The organism is Nonomuraea turcica, from assembly GCF_030718205.1.
Classification (GTDB): domain Bacteria; phylum Actinomycetota; class Actinomycetes; order Streptosporangiales; family Streptosporangiaceae; genus Nonomuraea.
The window spans coordinates 407,118-425,692 of sequence record NZ_JAUZQF010000004.1 but is presented as its reverse complement, the minus strand read 5'-3'; the positions used below and the strand labels follow the sequence as shown (position 1 = coordinate 425,692).

Below are 18,575 nucleotides of genomic sequence, written 5' to 3'. Positions count from 1 at the left end.
GGCTCCCGGCTTGCGTACAGCCGCATACATCCCCACCTGCGACAACTGTGATGTCGGTGACCTATGTGCCGGAGATAAGCGTTGGAGGTGTTTTTACGTTGTTGAGGCAAAAGAGAAAGGCCGGTCAAGATTGACCGGCCTTCTCTGACAGTGAGCTACTTGACGGTTTTGAGGATGTCCTTCGTCGCCTTCTTCAGCGCCGCCGCGGACGGCTTGCTGCTCAGCCGCACCTTCTCCGCCGCGGTCAGCGTCGTGGTGCCGTTCGTGCCGTGCGCCCAGTTCAGCCAGGCCGTCAGCAGCGCGCTCTCGAGCTTGCCCTTACCGGTCTTGGTGTTCTTCAGCACCCGGTACGCCTTGCCCAGCGACGACGCCTTCGTCAGCTCGGGGAACACCTTGCTCGACTTGCTGATCAGCTTCAGATAGCAGGTGAGCGTGGCGTCGGGGATCGTGCCGCTGCTGCGGTGGATCTCCACGGCCCAGGTCTTGGCCGGCATCTTCGTGGCGGCCGTGCCGCGCGTGCACACCGCCGCCGTGGTGGCCGGCGTCGGCGTGACGGTCACCGTGACCGTGACGGTCGGCAGCGGGACCGGCGAGGTGGACGACGAAGGCTCATCTGAAGGCTCGTCCGACGGCTCGTCCGATGGGGCGTCCGAGGGATTGTCGTCGGAAGGCTCAGGGCTCGGGCCGCTCTCCGTGGGGCCAGGCTCCGGCGGAGCGACCGGGGTCTGCGTGATGGGCGGCTGCGGCGTCGCGCCGGCCAGCGCCGCCGCCAGGTCCAGGCGCGGCGTGGTGACCTGCGTGCCGTTGGCCTGGTACACGTACGGCCGTCCGGTCGTCTTCAACGTGTTGATCAGGTCGGGCATCGCCGTCTGCGGCGCCGCCTGCTTCATCAGCGCCAGCGCCCCGGCCACGTGCGGCGTGGCCATCGACGTGCCGCTGTAGACGGTCGTCACGTTGTCCGGCACCGACGACTCGATGTCCACACCCGGCGCGAACAGGTCCACCAGCGCACCGCGGTTGGAGAAGTCCGCGATGGCGTCGCTTCCGTCGTTCGCCCCGACGGCCACCGCCGAGGTGATGCAGGCCGGGTACGACGCCCCTTCGAAGAACTCGTTCCCCGCGGCCACCACGGTCGCGGTGCCCTTGGCCAGCAGCGCGTCGATCTTCGGCTTGAAGATCGCGCCCTCCTCGCTGGCGTCGCACTCGGTCTCCGACACCATGCCGCCCAGGCTCAGGTTCACCGCGGCGACCGGCTGGGTCAGCCCGGCCACGTAGTCCATGGCCAGCCGCAGCGACGACTCGAACGCCAGCAGGCACGACGGCTCGCCGCAGACGTCCTCGTCGTTGACCCGGCTGAACACCTGGACCGCCACGATTCCGGCGTCCGGCGCCACGCCTCCCGTGCCGGCCGCGATGCCCGCGACGTGGGTGCCGTGATCGCACAGGTTCACGCCGTTGGCCAGGCACTTCGCCGTCATGGCGTCGGCCGCGCCGGCCCCGATCTGCTCCGGCTGCCCGTTCGGGCACAGCGACTCCACGCCGCTCTCCACGGCCGAGAAGCACGCCTCGGCCACGATCCGGTTGCCGAACCACGGATGGTCGCGGTCGATGCCGGTGTCCAGCACGGCCACGGCCTGGCCGGTCCCGGTGAAGCCCTTGGCGTGCGCCTGGTCGGCGCCGATCAGTTTGAGGCTGGGGGAGACGTCGGCAGGCGTGTACGTCCTGTCCCGGTGGATCGAGGTGACCCGCGGATCCTCGGCCAGCTTGGCCAGCTCCTCCGCGGTGCCCTCGACGACCATGAACGACTGGTTCTGCGGCCGCAGCAGCACGTCCACGCTCTCGGCCGCCGCCTGGCTCGCCACGGGCTCGTTCTGGGCGGGCTCGGTCAGCTCGACGATGGCCCGCTCGGCGCCGCCGTCGGCGGCTAAGCCATCCTCGACCTTGTCCTGAGCGATGGTGCTGCTGGGCGCGGGGGTCGGTGTCGGTGTCGGGTCGTCTGCGTAGGCCGGACCCGCTAACGGGAGCACGGCCAGCACGGTCGAGCACACGATCAGATGGCGAAGTCGCACGCGTTCTTCCTCCGAGGGGGATGATCTCGGAGTTTATGGCGATTTGCCCGGCAGGCACAGGCCCCGGGCCCGGTTTCCCACCGAACTTTCAGCGGACGTTCAGCGCGTGCCCTCGTGCGTGAGCCACACCGCGCCCATCGGCGGCACCCGCAGCGTGGTGGAGTACGGCAGCCCGTGGTAGGCCTCCACGGCCGCTTCGACCGACCCCATGTTGCCCACGCCGCTGCCCCAGTAGGCGTAGGCGTCGGTGTTGACCGCCTCCTCCCACCGCCCCGCGTACGGGAGCCCGAGCCGGTAGTTCTCGTGCGGCGCGCCGCTGAAGTTCACCACGCACGCCACCGCCGACCCGTCGTTCGCGTAGCGGACGAACGAGAACGTGTTCCCGGAAGCATCGTCGGCGTCGATCCACCGGAACCCGTCCGGCGAGGAGTCCTGCTGCCAGAGCGCCGGAGTCTCCTTGTAGATCCGGTTCAGGTCCCGGACCAGCCGCTGCACGCCCTGGTGGCCGTCGAACTCCAGCACCCACCAGTCCAGCCCGCGCTCCTCCGACCACTCCGAGCCCTGGCCGAACTCGCCGCCCATGAACAGCAGCTGCTTGCCCGGATGCGCCCACATGAACGCCAGCAGCGCCCGCAGCTGCGCGAAGCGCTGCCACTCGTCGCCGGGCATCTTGCCGAGCAGCGACCCCTTGCCGTGCACGACCTCGTCGTGCGACAGCGGCAGCACGTAGTTCTCGGAGTACGCGTACAGCAGCGAGAACGTCATCTGGTGGTGGTGATACTGGCGGAAGATCGGCTCATGGCGCAGGTATTCGAGCGTGTCGTGCATCCAGCCCATGTTCCACTTGAACCCGAACCCGAGCCCGCCCAGGTGCACCGGCCGCGACACCCCCGGCCAGGCCGTCGACTCCTCCGCCACGGTCGAGATGCCGGGCGTCTCCCGGTAGCAGACGGCGTTCATCTCCTTGAGGAAGTCGACCGCGTCCAGGTTTTCCCTGCCGCCGTAGACGTTCGGCGTCCACTCGCCCTCGCGGCGCGAGTAGTCCAGGTAGAGCATCGACGCCACCGCGTCCACCCGCAGCCCGTCGATGTGGAACTCCTTGAGCCAATAGAGCGCGTTGGCGACCAGGAAGTTACGCACTTCCCTGCGGCCGAAGTCGAAGACGTACGTGCCCCAGTCCGGGTGCTCGCCCCTGGCCGGGTCGGCGTGCTCGTACAGCGGCGTGCCGTCGAAGCGCGCCAGCGCCCAGTCGTCCATCGGGAAGTGCGCCGGCACCCAGTCCAGCAGCACGCCGATGCCCCGCTGGTGCATGCGGTCCACGAAGTGGCGGAACTCGTCGGGGGTGCCGAACCTCGCCGTCGGCGCGTAGTACGACGTCACCTGGTAGCCCCACGACCCGCCGAACGGGTGCTCGGCCACCGGCAACAGCTCCACGTGCGTGAACCCCATGTCGGCGACGTACTCCGACAGCTGGTCGGCCAGCTCCACGTACGTCAGCCCGGGCCGCCACGACCCCAGGTGAACCTCGTAGACGCTCATCGGCTCGGCCTGGGAGTGCTTGTCCGGCCGGTTCGCCATCCACACCTCGTCGTCCCAGCTGTAGGACGACTTGTCCACCACGGAGGCCGTCATCGGCGGCACCTCGGTCCGCCTGGCCATCGGGTCGGCCTTGTCCCGCCAAATGCCGTCCGCGCCGAGGATCTGGAATTTGTATCGCTCGCCCGCCGCCAGCTCGGGGATGAACAGCTCCCACACCCCTGACCGGCCCAGCGACCGCATCGGGTAAGCGGTGCCGTCCCAATGGTTGAAGTCGCCGACGACCCGGATGCCGCGCGCGTTCGGCGCCCAGACGGCGAACGCGGCGCCCTCGACGTCCTCATGCTTCATCACCCGCGCGCCGAGCGCCTCCCACAGCCGCTCGTGCCGCCCCTCGCCGATGAGATGCAGGTCCACCTCGCCCAGCGTGGGCCAGTGCCGGTACGGGTCCCGGAACGTACGGGGCTCCGCGCCGGCGTATTTGACGCTGAGCGTGTAGTCGGGCACCTTGTCCAGGCCGGGGACCGTGACCTCGAACACCCCGTGAGCCTGGTGTTTCATGTCGTGGGCCGTACCGTCCTCCAGCACCACCCTGACCCGCTCGGCAAGCGGGCGCAGCGCGCGGAAGACCACCCCGCCCGCGACGGGGTGCGCTCCCAGCACGGAGTGCGGATCATGGTGCGCCCCGCCCGCCAGGCGGTCGAGCTCTGTCCTCATCGGCATGCTCCCAACCTTGCCCTACGATGACCGTTCATCCCAGGCACTGCCCGCTTTCACCGAGACAATCACAGAAAGTGCAAAATCCCGGCTTCATCACGAGAGCATGCTGGAAGGGATAACTGATCCTTTCCGCGTTCTTGGCCGTCGGGGTCCCCGGCGTCCTAGTCGGACTGGTCGTAGTCGGACAGTAGGTCATCGAGCGGTAGGGCCGCACCACGGGACACCGCCGCCGCGGCCTCCTCCCGGCCCAGGGCCGCCTCCACCGCGGCGCTGATCCGATCCACGTCACCGCGCTCGCCGGCCGGCAGCGGGGCGCCCACGGACGACCTGAGCGCCGCCGCCTGGCCCAGCAGTAACGCCGCCTCCTCGTGCCGTCCGGCGAGCGCCCGTGCGCCTGCCAGGCCCTCCAGCGCCAGCGCCATGGCGCGCGGGTCGCCGACCTTGCGGGCCGCCGCCAGGCCCTGTGACTGCAGCTCCAGCGCGGCCGCCGCGTCGCCCCGCTGCTCGGCGGCGAATCCCAGCTCGGCCAGGATCAGCGCGGCCCCTGACTCGCCCGCCACGTCCCTGACCCAGTCCAGCCACTTACGCAGCCACCGCTCGGCCTCCTCCAGCCGCCCCTGCCGCCGGGCCGACAGCGCGAGCCCCAGCTCGGCGAACTCCTCCGCGGGCCGGTTCGACTGCGCCGCCGCGAGCCGCCTGGCCCGCTCGTGGTAATCGTCGGCCGCCGCGTGGTCGCCCGTCAGCAGAGCGATCCTGCCCAGCCGCGACAGCGCGTCGGACACCGAGCTCCACAGCCCCAGCTCCTCGGCCATGCGCAGACCCTCCATGCGCAGCTCGGCAGCCCGGTCGTAGTCGCCGGTGATCTCGGCGAGCGTTCCGAGGTTCTCCGCGGCCCGCATCTCGCCCCACGGGTCGCCGACCTGTCTGAACAGCGCCAACCCCTGCTCGCCGTCCCGCCGCAGCGCCTCCAGGTCGCCGCGCATGGCGGCATTGCGGGCGAGCACGCTCAGCGCCGCCGCCGTGCCCCACGTGTCGCCCAGCTCCCTGAAGCACTCCAACGCCTCGCGCACCAGGTCCACGCTCGCCGGCAGGTGGTGGTAGCCGTAGAGCGCGAACCCGGCGAACCACCTCGCCCTGGCCCTGGACAGCGGATCCTCGATGGCCTCGAACACCGCGGCGTCCGGCACCTGGGGCTGCCCTGCCAGCGCCCGCAGCCCGGCCAGCCACACCTCGGTCTCGGCCGCGTCGCCGCGGACGACCAGGGCGCTCTCCAGCGCCCGCCGGCCCTCGCCGAGCCTGCCGCGCAGAACCCAATACCAGGCCATCGCGTTCACCAGCCGCACCGCCTCGCTGGCCGCGCCGAGCCGTACGGCCGTCTCCAGGGCCGCTCTCAGGTTGGCGCCCTCGGCGTCGAGCAGCGCGAGCGTGCGCCGCTGCTCGTGCCCTCTCAGGTACGGCTCCGCCCGCTCGGCCAGGGCCGTGTAGTAGCGGACATGCCGCAGTGCGATCAGGTCGTCCTCGCCGGCCTCCCGCAACCGCTCCCGGCAGTAGGCCGCGACCGACTCCAGCAGCCGGAAACGCGGCCCCGCGGCCCGCACCACCAGCGACCGGTCCACCAGTCTGGCCAGCAAGTCGAGCACGTCCACGCCCGGCTCCGCGCACACGTCCTCGGCCGCCTCCAGCGCGCACCCGTCGGCGTGCACGGCCAGCCGCCGTAACACCACCTGCTCGTGCGGGGAAAGCAGCTCCCAGCTCCAGTCCATCATCGCCCGCAACGTCTGCTGCCTGGCCGGGGCGTCGCGCGCACCCGAGGCGAGCAGCCGGAAGCGGTCGTCGAGGCGGTCGGCGAGCTGGCGCGGGGTCAGGGTCCGCATCCTCGTGGCGGCCAGCTCCAGGGCCAGGGGGATGCCGTCCAGCCGCGCGCAGACCTCCACCACGTCGGCGTCCGGCTCGATGCCCGCCCGGGTCGTGAACAGCTCGACGGCCGCCTCGCGTCCGAGCGGCGGCACGCTCCATAGGCTCTCGCCCTCGATCCGCAGCGACTCCTGGCTGGTGGCCATGACGTGCAGTCCCGGGGCGGCGCGCAGCAGCCTGCTCGCCAGCGCGGCCACTTGCTCGACCACGTGCTCGCAGTTGTCCAGCACGAGCAGCGTCCGCTTGGCCCCCAGCGTGGCGGCCAGCCGCTCCAGCATGCAGTGCGGCATGTCGTCCCGCAGGCCGAGCACACCGGCGATCGCCTCCGCCACCTCGACCTCCGGCGCCCCGGCACGGAGCGAGGCCAGCTCGACCAGCCACACCCCGCCGTCGAACCCGCCGCCGCCCGGCGCGCCCGTGAACAGGTCGGCGGCCGCCAGGGCCAGCCGCGTCTTGCCGACGCCTCCCGGCCCCGTGAGCGTGACGAGCCGGTTGGCGCGCAGCAGGGCACGGACCTCGGTCACCGCCTCCTCTCGCCCCACCAGACCGCTCAGGGACGCGGGCAGGTTGGTCGGAGGCCGCGCAGCGGCCACGTCCAGCGCCGGATCCTGGCGCAGGATCGCCCGGTGCAGGCCGGCCAGCTCGGCCGACGGGTCCGCCCCGAACTCCTCCCGCAGCCGGCGCCGCAGATCCTCATACGCCGCCAGCGCCTCGCTCTGCCGCCCGGCCAGATAGAGCGCCCGCACGTGCACGGCCCGCAGCCGCTCCCGCAGCGGATGCCGGGCCACCAGGTCGGCCAGCTCGGCGGCGACCAGCGCGTGCTCGCCCAGCCCGAGCCGGGCCTCGGCCAGCTCCTCCATCGCCACGAGGCGCTGCTCGTCCAGCCGTGCCACGGCGGCCTGCGCGAACGGCTCGTCGGCGAACTCGGCATAGGCGCCGCCGCGCCACAGAGCCAGCGCCTGCCGCAGCAGCGAGGCCCGCTCGCTGGGGTCGTCGGCGTGTTGCGCGCGCCCGAGCAGCGTCTCGAACCGGCCGGCGTCCACCGTGTCCGGCTCCACGCGCAGCACGTATCCAGGAGCCCGGTACGCCACCAGCTTTCGATCCTCGAGCACCCCGCGCAGCTGCGACACCTTCACCCGCAGCGCGGCGGGCGCGTCAGCGGGCGGGCGATCGCCCCACAGGTCCTCGACCAGCCGGTCGGCGGAGACCGTCTGGCCTGCGTGGATCAGCAGGCCGGCGAGGAGCGCCCGGACCTTGGTCTCGACCACCCTGACCGGCTCCCCGTCCGCCGTCCACACGGCGAGCGGCCCCAGCACCCCGAAACGCACATCCACCCCCCGTAGCCCAGTCCGAGCAGACCATAGCCTCGCGCTCCGACACTTTTCGCAGCCGAGGCAGACCGGTTGATCGGCAAGGGCGCCGTCCGAGCGGCGTGACCTCGGGGAGCTCTCCTAGCGCGGCCGGAAGGCGGCCAAGGGGATGGGCAGCCACGTGGGCCGGTTCCTGGCCTCGTAGACCACCTCGTACACCGCCTTCGCCAGCTCGAACGCCCGCAGCAGCGCCGCGTCCCCGCGGTTGATCCCGCCGCCGCCCTCCATGTATCCCTCCATGAAGGCGGTCCGGTTGCGGTCCGCCCACTCCTGGGCCCTGGGCTCCAGCTCGGCCGCCTCCGGGTGGCCGGCCAGCAGGTGCCTGGCGGCGTAGTCGAACGAGCGCAGCATCCCCGCCACGTCACGTAGCGGCGACGACAGCGCCCGGCGCTCGGCCAGCGGCTGCCCGGGCTCGCCCTCGAAGTCCAGCACCACCCAGTCGGTGGGGGTGCGCATGACCTGGCCCAGGTGGTAGTCCCCGTGAACCCGCTGCACGAACACTTCGGTGGTGAGCTTTTCCACCTGGTGATAGGTGTTCTCCAGGACGCCCACGTGCTGCCGCAGCTCGGGCACCTCGGCCACGGCCCGGCCCAGCCGGCGTCTGAAGGCCTCCGCCATGCGTTTGACCTCGTGGGTCTCGACGACGTCCGTGGGGAAGGCGGCGGCCAGCTCGTGGTGCACCTGGGCGGTGGCGACGCCTAGCCGATGCGACTCGGCCGCGAAGTCGCCGCCCGCGTCGGCGGCGGTGACCTCGGGCATGGAGGCATACAGGTCGCGCACGCTGGCCAGCGCCAGGTCCCAGCCGTCGTTGGCGTTGGACAGGAACTCCTGCATGATCGCCAGAGTGGTGTCCGTGCCATCGAGATCGGTCTCGATCCACCCGTACGGCTGCGCGATGTGCGGGGCTTTCCTGGCGGCCAGGGCGGTGATGATCTCCAGCTCCGGGTTGACCCCGGGGATGAGGCGGCGGAAGAGCTTGCAGATGTAGGCGTCGCCGTACACGAGAGAGGTGTTGGACTGCTCGGCCCCGAGCACCAGGCTGCGCGGCGAGGTGTCGATCTCGATGCCGGGGACGTGGCGCATGCGCAGGCCGCTGCGGGTCTCGTCGTGGCCCATGCCCTCGAGCAGCCAGCCGGTGCGGTCGGGGTCGTGCGCGGCGTCGTACAGGTAGATGTCGTCGACCGTGGCGATCAGTGCGTGGGCCAGCCGGTCGGGAAGCTCCGTGCGCTCGCCGAGCAGGAGCTGGTAGCGGTCGCGCGAGCCGTCCTGCCAGATGGCAACGATCAAGTGTCTGAGTCCGGGCGTCAGCTCGACGTCCGAGTCGATCGACAGCTGGTCGATCGGGCGCCCCTTGCCGCCGAACCATCGCTGTCGGCTGATCCATGCGGCAAGGAGCTCAGCAAGCACGTCCTACTCCTCCTGGGTTATGGCCGGCGGGAGTGTGAACCAGTAGAACCCATGCCCAGGTAGCGTCAAAAGATACGGAAGTTCGCCAATTGCCGGAAATGGCACGCCTCCCATGGTTTCCACGGGGGAGACGCCGACGAATCTGCGCAGGTCGAGTTCGACCGGCTGCGGGAAGCGTGACAGGTTGTTCACGCACAGCATCCGGTCATCACCCAGCTCCCGCACGAACGCGAGCACGCTGGGGTTGGACGAATTGAGCTCGATGTACTCGCCGAGACCGAACACGGGGTGCCGCTTGCGGATCTCGATCATGCGTCGGGTCCAGTGGAGCAGCGAACCGGCGTTCTTCTGCATGGCCTCGACGTTGATGGCCTGGTAGCCGTAGATCGGGTCCATGATCACCGGCAGGTAGAGCCGCCCCGGGTCGCAGTCGGAGAAGCCGGCGTTGCGGTCCGGGTCCCACTGCATGGGCGTGCGGACGCCGTCGCGGTCGCCGAGCCAGATGTTGTCGCCCATGCCGATCTCGTCGCCGTAGTACAGCACCGGGGAGCCGGGCAGCGACAGGAGCAGCGCGGTGAACAGCTCGATCTGGTTGCGGTCGTTCTCCAGCAGGGGGGCCAGGCGGCGGCGGATGCCGACGTTCGCCCGCATGCGGGGGTCCTTGGCGTATTCGGTGTACATGTAGTCGCGTTCTTCGTCCGTGACCATCTCGAGCGTCAGCTCGTCGTGGTTGCGGAGGAAGATCCCCCACTGGCAGTGCTCAGGAATCTTCGGCGTCTGGGCCAAGATTTCGGAGATGGGGTAACGGGACTCCCGGCGTACGGCCATGAAGATGCGAGGCATCAGCGGGAAATGGAAGGCCATGTGGCATTCGTCCCCGCCGCCTACCGGGTCGCCGAAGTACTCCACCACGTCCGACGGCCACTGGTTGGCCTCGGCGAGCAGCACCCGGTCCGGGAAGAGCCGGTCCACCTCGGTGCGGATTCGCCTGAGGTATTCGTGCGTCCTCGGGAGGTTCTCGCAGTTGGTGCCCTCCTCCTCGAAGAGGTAGGGCACCGCGTCCAGCCGGAACCCGTCGATGCCCAGGTCCAGCCAGAACCGCAGCACCTCCAGCATGGCCTCCTGCACGTCCGGGTTCTCGTAGTTGAGGTCCGGCTGGTGGTGGAAGAAGCGATGCCAGTAGTACTGGCCGCGCACCGGATCGTAGGTCCAGTTGGACGTCTCGGTGTCGATGAAGATGATCCGGGCGTCCTGGTACTTCTCATCGGTGTCGGACCACACGTAGAAGTCGCCGAACGGCCCCTCGGGATCGTGCCGCGAGGCCTGGAACCACGGGTGCGCGTCGCTGGTGTGGTTCATGACCAGGTCGGCGATGACCCGCATGCCGCGCTTGTGCGCCTCATCGACGAGCCGGACGAAGTCCCCCAGGTCCCCGAACTCGGGCAGGATCTTCATGAAGTCGGCGATGTCGTAGCCGCCGTCCCGCAGCGGCGACTCGTACAGCGGCAGCAGCCAGAGGCAGTCGACGCCCAGCCATTGCAGGTAGTCGAGCTTGCTGATGAGGCCACGGATGTCACCCGTGCCGTCCCCATTGGAGTCGGCGAAGCCTCTGATCAGGACCTCGTAGAAGACCGCCCGCTTGTACCAGTAAGGATCGCGCGGCTTTTCCTCGTCAAAGGTGTTGGGAATGGGTGTGGTGGAGCTCATGAGCGCCCTCGCCGAGTGCTCATGAGGGAGGCGCTTTCACACACGTTGAAGACTCCCCGCTGAATCTGTTCTACCGTGGCGCGGCTCGGACGGTGAGAATGTGGGCTGGCTGGATATGGGGGTCGAGGCGTACATAGTTGCTCTGCCTCCAGCGGTAGGACTCGCCAGAGAGCTCGTCGTCGACGACGAATTCGGCGCCCCAGTCGAGTCCGAGCGCGGGCAGGTCAAGATCAACGGTTGCCTCGTGGGTGTGGTGCGGATCCAGGTTGACGACCGCCAGAACGACGTCGCCCAGCCCGTGCCTTCGTGTGGCCGTGTCATAGGCGCCAGGAAGCCGCTTGGAGAAGCAGACGATGTCCGGTTGGTCGACCCTGTGGAATCGTAGATTACGCAATTCCTGCAGCGCCGGATGCGCTCTTCGGAACAAATTCAGGTGGGTGATGAAAGGAGCCAGGCTGCGCCCTTCGCGTTCGGCCGTAATCCAATCGCGGGGCTTGTACTGATATTTCTCACTATCTAGATATTCCTCGCTGCCTGGGCGAACCGGGATACTTTCGCCGAGTTCGTACCCTGAATACACGCCCCAGGTGGGCGACGTGAGCGCGGCCAGCACCGCCCTGATCTTGAATGCCGGGATCCCGCCGTGCTGCAGGTATTCGTGCAGGATGTCCGGCGTGTTCACGAACAGGTTCGGCCGCAGGTAGGCCGAGGTCTCCTGGGAGAGCTCCGCGAGGTACGTCTCCACGTCGAACTTGGAGTTCTTCCACGTGTAGTACGTGTACGACTGGTGAAAGCCGATCTTGGCCAGCGTGCGCAACATCGCCGGACGGGTGAACGCCTCCGACAGGAAGATCACATCCGGGTCGGTCGTGTGGATGTCGGCCAGCAGCCGCTCCCAGAACCCCACCGGCTTGGTGTGCGGGTTGTCCACCCGGAAGATCCGCACCCCGTGGTCCATCCAGTGCCGCACCACCCGCTTGACCTCGGCGTAGATGCCCTCGGGATCCTTGTCGAAGTTGACCGGATAGATGTCCTGGTATTTCTTCGGCGGGTTCTCGGCGTAGGCGATCGAGCCGTCGGCCCTGATCGTGAACCACTCGGGGTGCTCCTTGACCCACGGGTGGTCGGGCGAGCACTGCAGCGCGAGGTCCAGGGCGACCTCCATGCCCAGCTCGCGCGTGCGCGCCACGAACTCGTCGAAGTCCTCGATCGTGCCCAGGTCCGGGTGCACCGCGTCGTGGCCGCCGTCCTCCGACCCGATCGCCCAGGGGGAACCGGGGTCGTCGGGCTCCGGGCTCAGCGTGTTGTTGCGGCCCTTCCTGAACGTGCTGCCGATGGGGTGGACGGGCGGCAGGTAGACGACGTCGAACCCCATCTTGGCGACCGCGGGGAGTCTCTTCGCGGCTGTCTGGAAGGTTCCGGACTTGGAGATGCCGTTGTCGTTGACGATCGCCCCCTCCGACCGGGGGAAGAACTCGTACCACGAGCCGTAGAGCGCCCGGCGCCGGTCCACTCTGATCTTGTGGGACTTGGACCGGGTCACCAGCTCGCGGTAGGGGTGCGCGTCCAGCAACGCGGCGGTCTCGGGCAACTGCGCGATCGACAACCGGGCTCGGGGGTCCAGGTTCTCATCACGCAGCGTGGCGGAGATCGACAGCAGCGCCGCCCGGTGCCCGCAGGTGCTCTCGCCGTTGCCGTTCCCCTTTTTTTGCCCATTTGTGCCGTTATTGCTGCCCTTGCCGCCGTTGCCGCTCGTGGGTGCGCCGTTGGGGCAGTCCGGCGTGCGCACGGCCTTGGCGGCCCGCTCGAAGAGCCGGGCGCCTTCCTCGCACATGAGATCGACGTCCATGCCGCGCGGGATCTTGATCTCCGCGTCGTGCAGCCACGTGTGGATCGGGTCGCTCCACGCCTCCACGCGGAAGAGCCAGTCGCCCTCCGCGGGCAGGGACACGTTCACGCCCCAGCGATCGGTGCCGGGCGCGAGCTCGCGCATCGGTCTCAGCCGACCACGCTGCCCGTCGGGCGCGGTGAGCACCACGCCCGCGGCCACGGCGTCGTGGCCCTCTCTGAACACGGTCGCCGAGACCTGGAAGGTCTCGCCGGCGACCGCTTTGGCGGGCCACTGCCCGCAGTCGACGACGGGGGAGATGTCCGAGATGGGAATTCGTCCGATCATCGCATTTCAAGGGTTTGCGGCGGCGCACCCGGTGCCGCCGGAGGCTTTCCTCGGCAGGAACGATCCTTGCACGTAAATTGTGGACAGCAGCGGATAGACCTCCCGAGTGTGGTGCGGGAGAGCCCAACAACATGGAAAGTTGCCCCAATGCTCCCTCTTCATGCTTGTTCCCGGAAGGGGTTTGAAGGGCGTTCCTGGGGGTGAAGGACTGACTGGTCCCTCCTAGCCCGTAGGGTGCACATCGTGAGAGCAATCCGCCGGTTCACCGTCCGCACCGTTCTGCCCGCGGAGCTGGCCGCCCTCGGCGAGCTCGTGCACAATCTCCGCTGGTCATGGCACCCGGAGACGATGGATCTCTTCGCCGAGGTCGACGCGGAGCTCTGGGAGCAGGTCGGGCACGATCCCGTGGCTCTGCTCGGCGCCGTCACACCGGCCCGGTTGACCGAGCTGGCCGCCGACCGCCGCTTCCTGCGCCGTCTCGCCGACGCAGCCGACGACCTGCGCGAATACATGACCTCACCGCGCTGGTATCAGACGCTGCCCGACAGCGCCGCCGCCATCGCCTACTTCTCGCCGGAATACGGCATCGCGGCCGCGCTGCCGCAGTATTCAGGCGGCCTCGGCATCCTGGCGGGCGACCACCTCAAAGCGGCCAGCGACCTGGGCGTGCCGATCCTCGCGGTCGGCCTGCTCTACCGGCACGGCTACTTCACGCAGTCACTCTCGCCCGAGGGCTGGCAGCTGGAGCACTACCCGTCGCTCGACGCGGGCGGCCTGCCGCTGTCCCTGCTCAAGGAGCCCGACGGCACCGCCGTCAAGATCCGCCTGGCCCTGCCGGAGGAGCGCGTGCTGCACGCGCAGGTATGGGTGGCGCAGGTGGGCCGGGTGCCGCTGCTGCTGCTCGACTCCGATGTGGCCGACAACGACAACCCCGCCCGCGACATCACCGACCGCCTTTACGGCGGCGGCACCGACCACCGGCTCATGCAGGAGCTGCTGCTGGGCGTCGGCGGCGTGCGCGCCATCAGGGCCTACTGCCGCATCACCGGCCATGCCGAGCCCGAGGTCTTCCACACCAACGAGGGCCACGCCGGCTTCCTCGGCCTGGAGCGCATCCGCGAGCTGACCGAGGCCCGCCTCTCCTTCGACGAGGCGCTGGAGGCCGTACGGGCGGGCACGGTGTTCACCACGCACACGCCCGTGCCCGCGGGCATCGACCGGTTCCCCCGCGACATGATCGAGCGCCACTTCGGCGGCTCGGCCGCCTGGCCCACCGTGCCTGTCGAGCGCATCCTGGCGCTGGGTGCGGAGGCCGACCCCAGCCGGTTCAACATGGCGGTCATGGGCATGCGGCTGGCCCAGCGGGTCAACGGCGTGTCCGAGCTGCACGGCCAGGTCAGCAGGGACATGTTCAAGGCCCTCTGGCCGGGATTCGACGTGGACGAGGTCCCGATCGGGTCCATCACCAACGGTGTGCACGCCCCGACCTGGGTCGGCCGCGAGCTCATGGAGCTGGCCGGCCGCGAGCTTCCCTCGCTGCTGGAGCGGGCCCGCGGCTGGGAGGGCATCCAGAAGATCCCCGACAGCGACATCTGGAAGATCAGGGGCACGCAGCGGCGCCGCCTGGTCGAGGGCGCCAGGATCCGTCTCCGCAAGGCCTGGCGCGAGCGCGGCGCCTCCGACGCCGAGCTGGGGTGGATCGACGACGCGCTCGACCCCGACGTGCTGACGATCGGCTTCGCCCGGCGCGTGCCGTCGTACAAACGGCTCACGCTCATGCTGCGCGACCCCCAGCGGCTGGCCGAGCTCCTGCTCGACCCGCACAAGCCGGTCCAGATCGTGATCGCCGGCAAGGCCCACCCCGCCGACGAGGGCGGCAAGAAGCTGATCCAGCAGATCGTCAAGTTCGCCGACCAGCAGCACGTCAGGCACCGGATCGTGTTCCTGCCCGACTACGACATGGCGCTGGGCCAGCTCATGGTCCAGGGCTGCGACGTGTGGCTGAACAACCCGCTGCGGCCCCTGGAGGCGTCCGGCACCTCCGGCATGAAGTCAGCGCTGAACGGCGGGCTCAACCTGTCCATCCGCGACGGCTGGTGGGACGAGTGGTACGACGGCACCAACGGCTGGGCCATCCCCACCGCCGACGGCGTGAGCGACCCGGAGCGGCGGGACGAGCTGGAGGCCTCCGCCCTGTACGACCTGATCGAGCACGAGGTGTCCGACCGGTTCTACGACCGTCCCATGGACGGACTGCCGCGGCGCTGGATGGAGATGGTCAAGCACACCCTGGCCTCGCTCGGGCCCAAGGTGCTCGCGGGGCGCATGCTCAGGGACTACGTGGTGGGCCTCTACATCCCGGCCGCGAAGGCCGCCAGGGCGCTGTCGGCGGACTCGCACGCGCCGGCGAAGGCGTTCGCCGCCTGGCGGGTCCGGGTCACCCGGGCCTGGCCCGGCGTCCGGGTGGAGCACGTCGAAGCGTTGGGCGTGGGGGACACGCCTGAGGTCGGCGCCACCGTGGAGTTGCACGCCACCATCGCGCTCGGCGACCTGGAGGCCGCTGACGTGCTGGTCGAGGCGGCCTATGGGAAGGTCGGGCCGCACGACGAGCTGATGCATCCCTCCTACGCGAAGCTGACCGTGGGGTCGGTGGACGACGACGGGAGGGCGCACTACACGGGCACGGTGCCGCTCGACCGCACGGGTGCCTACGGGTACACCGTCCGGGTGGTCCCCTACCACCCGCTCCTCGCGACCCCCGCGGAACTGGGGCTGATCGCCGTGCCCGAGGAACCCGCGGGCATGACGAACGGCACGTTGCGCTAACCGCGACCTATCACGGCACTTCTGGCCCTGCTCGGGCATTGGCGGCAGGGGGCATAATCGGGACCGTGGACGACAGCGGCAACGGCCTGCGGGCCGACACTCTGGTGGCCACGGTTCGCGGTGTGCTGCCGTCCCTGACGCCGGCCGCCCAGACCGTCGCACGCCTCATCCTGGAAGACCCCGCCACGGTGGCCAGGAGCACCATCACGGAGCTCTCCGCCGCCTCGGGCACCAGCGAGGCCACGATCGTGCGGACGGCCCGGCTCCTCGGGTTCGCCGGCTATCCGCAGCTGCGCCTGGCCCTGGCGGCCGCCGCCGCGCAGCCGGACCGGCTGGTGCCCGGCGACCTGGCCCCCGACGACCCGCTGTCGGAGGTGATCCAGAAGGTCGCGCGGGCCGAGTCCGAGGCGATCAACGACACGGTGGCCCAGCTGACCTCGGAGCGGCTCGGCCTGGTCGTCGACGCCATCGTGGCAGCCCGGCGGATCGACGCCTACGGGGTCGGCGCCTCCGGGCTCGTGGCCGAGGACGTCGCGCAGAAGCTGCTGCGCATCGGCCTGTCCAGCCACGCCTTTCAGGACGCGCACCTGGCGCTGACCAGCGCGGTCCTGCTCAGGGCCGGGGACGTGGCGATCGGGATCAGCACCTCGGGGGAGACCCCCGACGTGATCGAGCCCCTGTTGCGGGCGAAGGAGGCGGGCGCGACCACGGTCGCGATCACCAACAACCCGCGCTCGTCGATCGCGGAGCTGGCCGAGCACGTGCTGATCTCCGCCGGGCGTGAGACGGAGTTCCGTCCCGGCGCCCTGGCCAGCAGGATCAGCCAGCTCCTCGTCGTCGACTGCTTGTTCGTCGGCGTCGCCCAGCGCACGTACGACTCCTCTCAGGAGGCGCTCGCGAGCACCAGGCGCGCCGTCAAGGAGTTCACCCGGAGAAACTCACCTGCACGTCGTCAGCTTTGACGAACATCACGCGGTGGCCGAACTGGATCTCCAGATACTTGGTCTTCCCGCGGACCACCTTGTGGTCCTCCAGGTTGAAGGTGACCGCCCGGTAGTATTCCGTGGCCGCCGGACCGGCGAGGGTGTACTTCTCGCCTGCCGAGAACGTGTACTGCAGCGGCGTCACGGCCTGGTAGGGGATGCCCGCCGGGTACGCCTCCTGCTCCGGGTACGCCCTGCCGTACACCGGGACGGTCGCCTTGCCCGGCTTCGGGGTCACGACCAGGCCCATGGACGGGATGGCGGTCGGCGCGCCGGCCGGGTTGTGGAACCACGCCTTCTGGCCGAGATACCAGATCGCTGTCCAGTCGCCCTGGCGGTCGGCCACCGCGAAGCGCTGGCCGGTGCTGGCGCGGGCGCTGTGGTCATAGACGCTGTAGAGGGACTCGCCCGTGGGGTGCTTGCCGATGTCCTTGACCAGCGGCGCGTCAGCGCGCGGCTCGGTACGCAGCCAGACGGTGCCGGCGGGCAGCGGCGGGCAGGCGGCTGACGGGTTCTTACGGTCGCAGCCGTAGAAGTACGGCTTGTTGGTGGCGAAGTCCGGGTTGATCATGATCGACCCGGCCTGCGGTCCGCCGAACTGGTGCAGTGGCGCGCCCATCAGCCGGAAGTAGTGCGCCCAGTCCCAGAACGGTCCCGGGTCCTCGTGCATCTGCCGGACCGTGGTCGGCAGCGTGCCGGGCACGTTGTCGTGGCCCAGGATGTGGGCGCGGTCCAGCGGCACGCCGTGCCTGAGCGCCAGGTAGCGGACCAGGCGGGCGGACGAGCGGTACATCGCCTCGGTGTACCAGGTGCTGCCCTCGGCCAGGAAGCCCTCGTGCTCGATGCCGATGGACTTGGCGTTGATGTACCAGTTGCCGGCCTGCCAGGCGACGTCCTTGCTCTTGATGTGCTGGGCGATGTGGCCGTCGGCGGAGCGGATGGAGTATTGCCAGCTCGCGCGGTAGTTCGGGTCCTGGTTGAGGCGGATGGAGGGCAGGAAATATCCCTCCATGTCGTGAATGATGATGTAGTCGATCTTCTGGCTGACCGGCCGGTTCGCCAGGTCGTAGTGCCCGTAATTGCCATTGGGCAACTGCTGGTAAGCCGAGGGGATCCACTCGCAGGAGACCGAGGCGGGGCACTCGACGCCGTCGGCCCGCGGCGGGCGCAGGCCGAGCTTCTCCAGCCACTTCTCGATCCTCACGAGGCCGGGCACGGCCGGCAGCCGGACCCGCTCCCCGTCGTCGGTGGTCCGCTCGGCGCCTTCCTCGATCGTGGTGAAGACCTCGTCGGCGAAGAACTTGGCGGCGCCGGCCTCCTCGGCGCCCGAGTATTTGGCCACGGCGCCGTACCACTCGCCCGGGTCGTCGCTCAGCGGCGCCCCGAGCGCCTTCTGGTAGTCGGCCAGCAGCGCCGCGCCGCCCCGGATGTTGGCGGCGTCGTCCGTACGCAGCCGCTCGTGGCTCTCGCCGGTCAGCTCGGCCGCCCGCTCCATGGTGCGCAGGGAGGCGGGGATCTCGGTGGGCTCAGGCTGCTCTTCGGGTGCCGGCAGCGGCCGGCTCTCGTCGCCGCGGGCGTCCTCCTCACCCTCGTGGTGATGGTTGGACCCGGTGTACGCGGCCGCGTCGGTCAGGTGCATGGGCCCGAACCCGGCGTCGCTGGAAGGCTGGCCGGCGTGGGCGTCCCAGCGGGACTCAAGGTAGGAGACGCCGAGCAGAACGCTCTGCGGGACCTGGAACTCCTCGGCGGCGGCGGCGAAGGCCTGCTGGCGGTCGGCGGGCTCCTGGGCGCGGGCGGCGGTGACGTTCGTTAAGGGCAGGATGGCGACCACGGCGATCGCCAGTAATCTGCGCATGAACCACTCCTC

Annotated in this window: 9 protein-coding genes; 2 read left to right on the top strand and 7 right to left on the bottom strand. The window is 69.8% G+C overall.

Annotated elements, in window-relative coordinates; all coding sequences use genetic code 11:
* Positions 1-155: 155 nt before the first annotated feature.
* The 6 genes from Q9G87_RS13890 to Q9G87_RS13865 all read right to left on the bottom strand — a co-directional run bounded on the left by Q9G87_RS13890 (position 156) and on the right by Q9G87_RS13865 (position 12,899).
* Entirely contained in the window at positions 156-2,069 is a 1,914-nt protein-coding gene (locus tag Q9G87_RS13890; RefSeq protein ID WP_305916718.1) for a S8 family peptidase, read from the bottom strand.
* Between the two features lie 99 nt (positions 2,070-2,168).
* Positions 2,169-4,322: a 1,4-alpha-glucan branching protein GlgB gene (gene glgB, locus Q9G87_RS13885; protein ID WP_305916818.1), complete on the bottom strand. Its 2,154-nt coding sequence runs from the start codon at positions 4,320-4,322 to the stop codon at positions 2,169-2,171.
* 164 nt (positions 4,323-4,486) lie between these two features.
* Positions 4,487-7,573 (bottom strand): BTAD domain-containing putative transcriptional regulator, encoded by a 3,087-nt coding sequence (locus Q9G87_RS13880; RefSeq protein WP_371825766.1) that lies wholly within the window; start codon positions 7,571-7,573, stop codon positions 4,487-4,489.
* Between the two features lie 117 nt (positions 7,574-7,690).
* Positions 7,691-9,016 carry a maltokinase N-terminal cap-like domain-containing protein gene (locus Q9G87_RS13875; protein WP_305916717.1) on the bottom strand — a complete coding sequence of 442 codons (1,326 nt, stop codon included), beginning with the start codon at positions 9,014-9,016 and terminating at the stop codon, positions 7,691-7,693.
* A 3-nt stretch (positions 9,017-9,019) separates the two neighbouring features.
* Positions 9,020-10,723 carry a maltose alpha-D-glucosyltransferase gene (gene treS / locus Q9G87_RS13870; RefSeq protein WP_305916716.1) on the bottom strand — a complete coding sequence of 568 codons (1,704 nt, stop codon included), beginning with the start codon at positions 10,721-10,723 and terminating at the stop codon, positions 9,020-9,022.
* A 70-nt stretch (positions 10,724-10,793) separates the two neighbouring features.
* Entirely contained in the window at positions 10,794-12,899 is a 2,106-nt protein-coding gene (locus tag Q9G87_RS13865) for an alpha-1,4-glucan--maltose-1-phosphate maltosyltransferase (protein ID WP_305916715.1), read from the bottom strand.
* A gap of 243 nt (positions 12,900-13,142) precedes the next feature.
* On the opposite strand from Q9G87_RS13865, the gene glgP reads away from it, so the two are divergent.
* Both glgP and Q9G87_RS13855 read left to right on the top strand, forming a co-directional pair.
* Entirely contained in the window at positions 13,143-15,725 is a 2,583-nt protein-coding gene (gene glgP, locus Q9G87_RS13860) for an alpha-glucan family phosphorylase (RefSeq protein WP_305916714.1), read from the top strand.
* A 65-nt stretch (positions 15,726-15,790) separates the two neighbouring features.
* A complete protein-coding gene (locus Q9G87_RS13855; RefSeq protein ID WP_305916713.1) occupies positions 15,791-16,687 on the top strand; it encodes a MurR/RpiR family transcriptional regulator in 897 nt (298 codons plus the stop codon).
* Here Q9G87_RS13855 and Q9G87_RS13850 read toward each other — a convergent pair.
* Positions 16,650-18,563 (bottom strand): N-acetylmuramoyl-L-alanine amidase, encoded by a 1,914-nt coding sequence (locus Q9G87_RS13850; protein ID WP_305916712.1) that lies wholly within the window; start codon positions 18,561-18,563, stop codon positions 16,650-16,652. The two genes, Q9G87_RS13855 and Q9G87_RS13850, sit on opposite strands and share 38 nt — an antisense overlap.
* Positions 18,564-18,575: the final 12 nt, after the last annotated feature.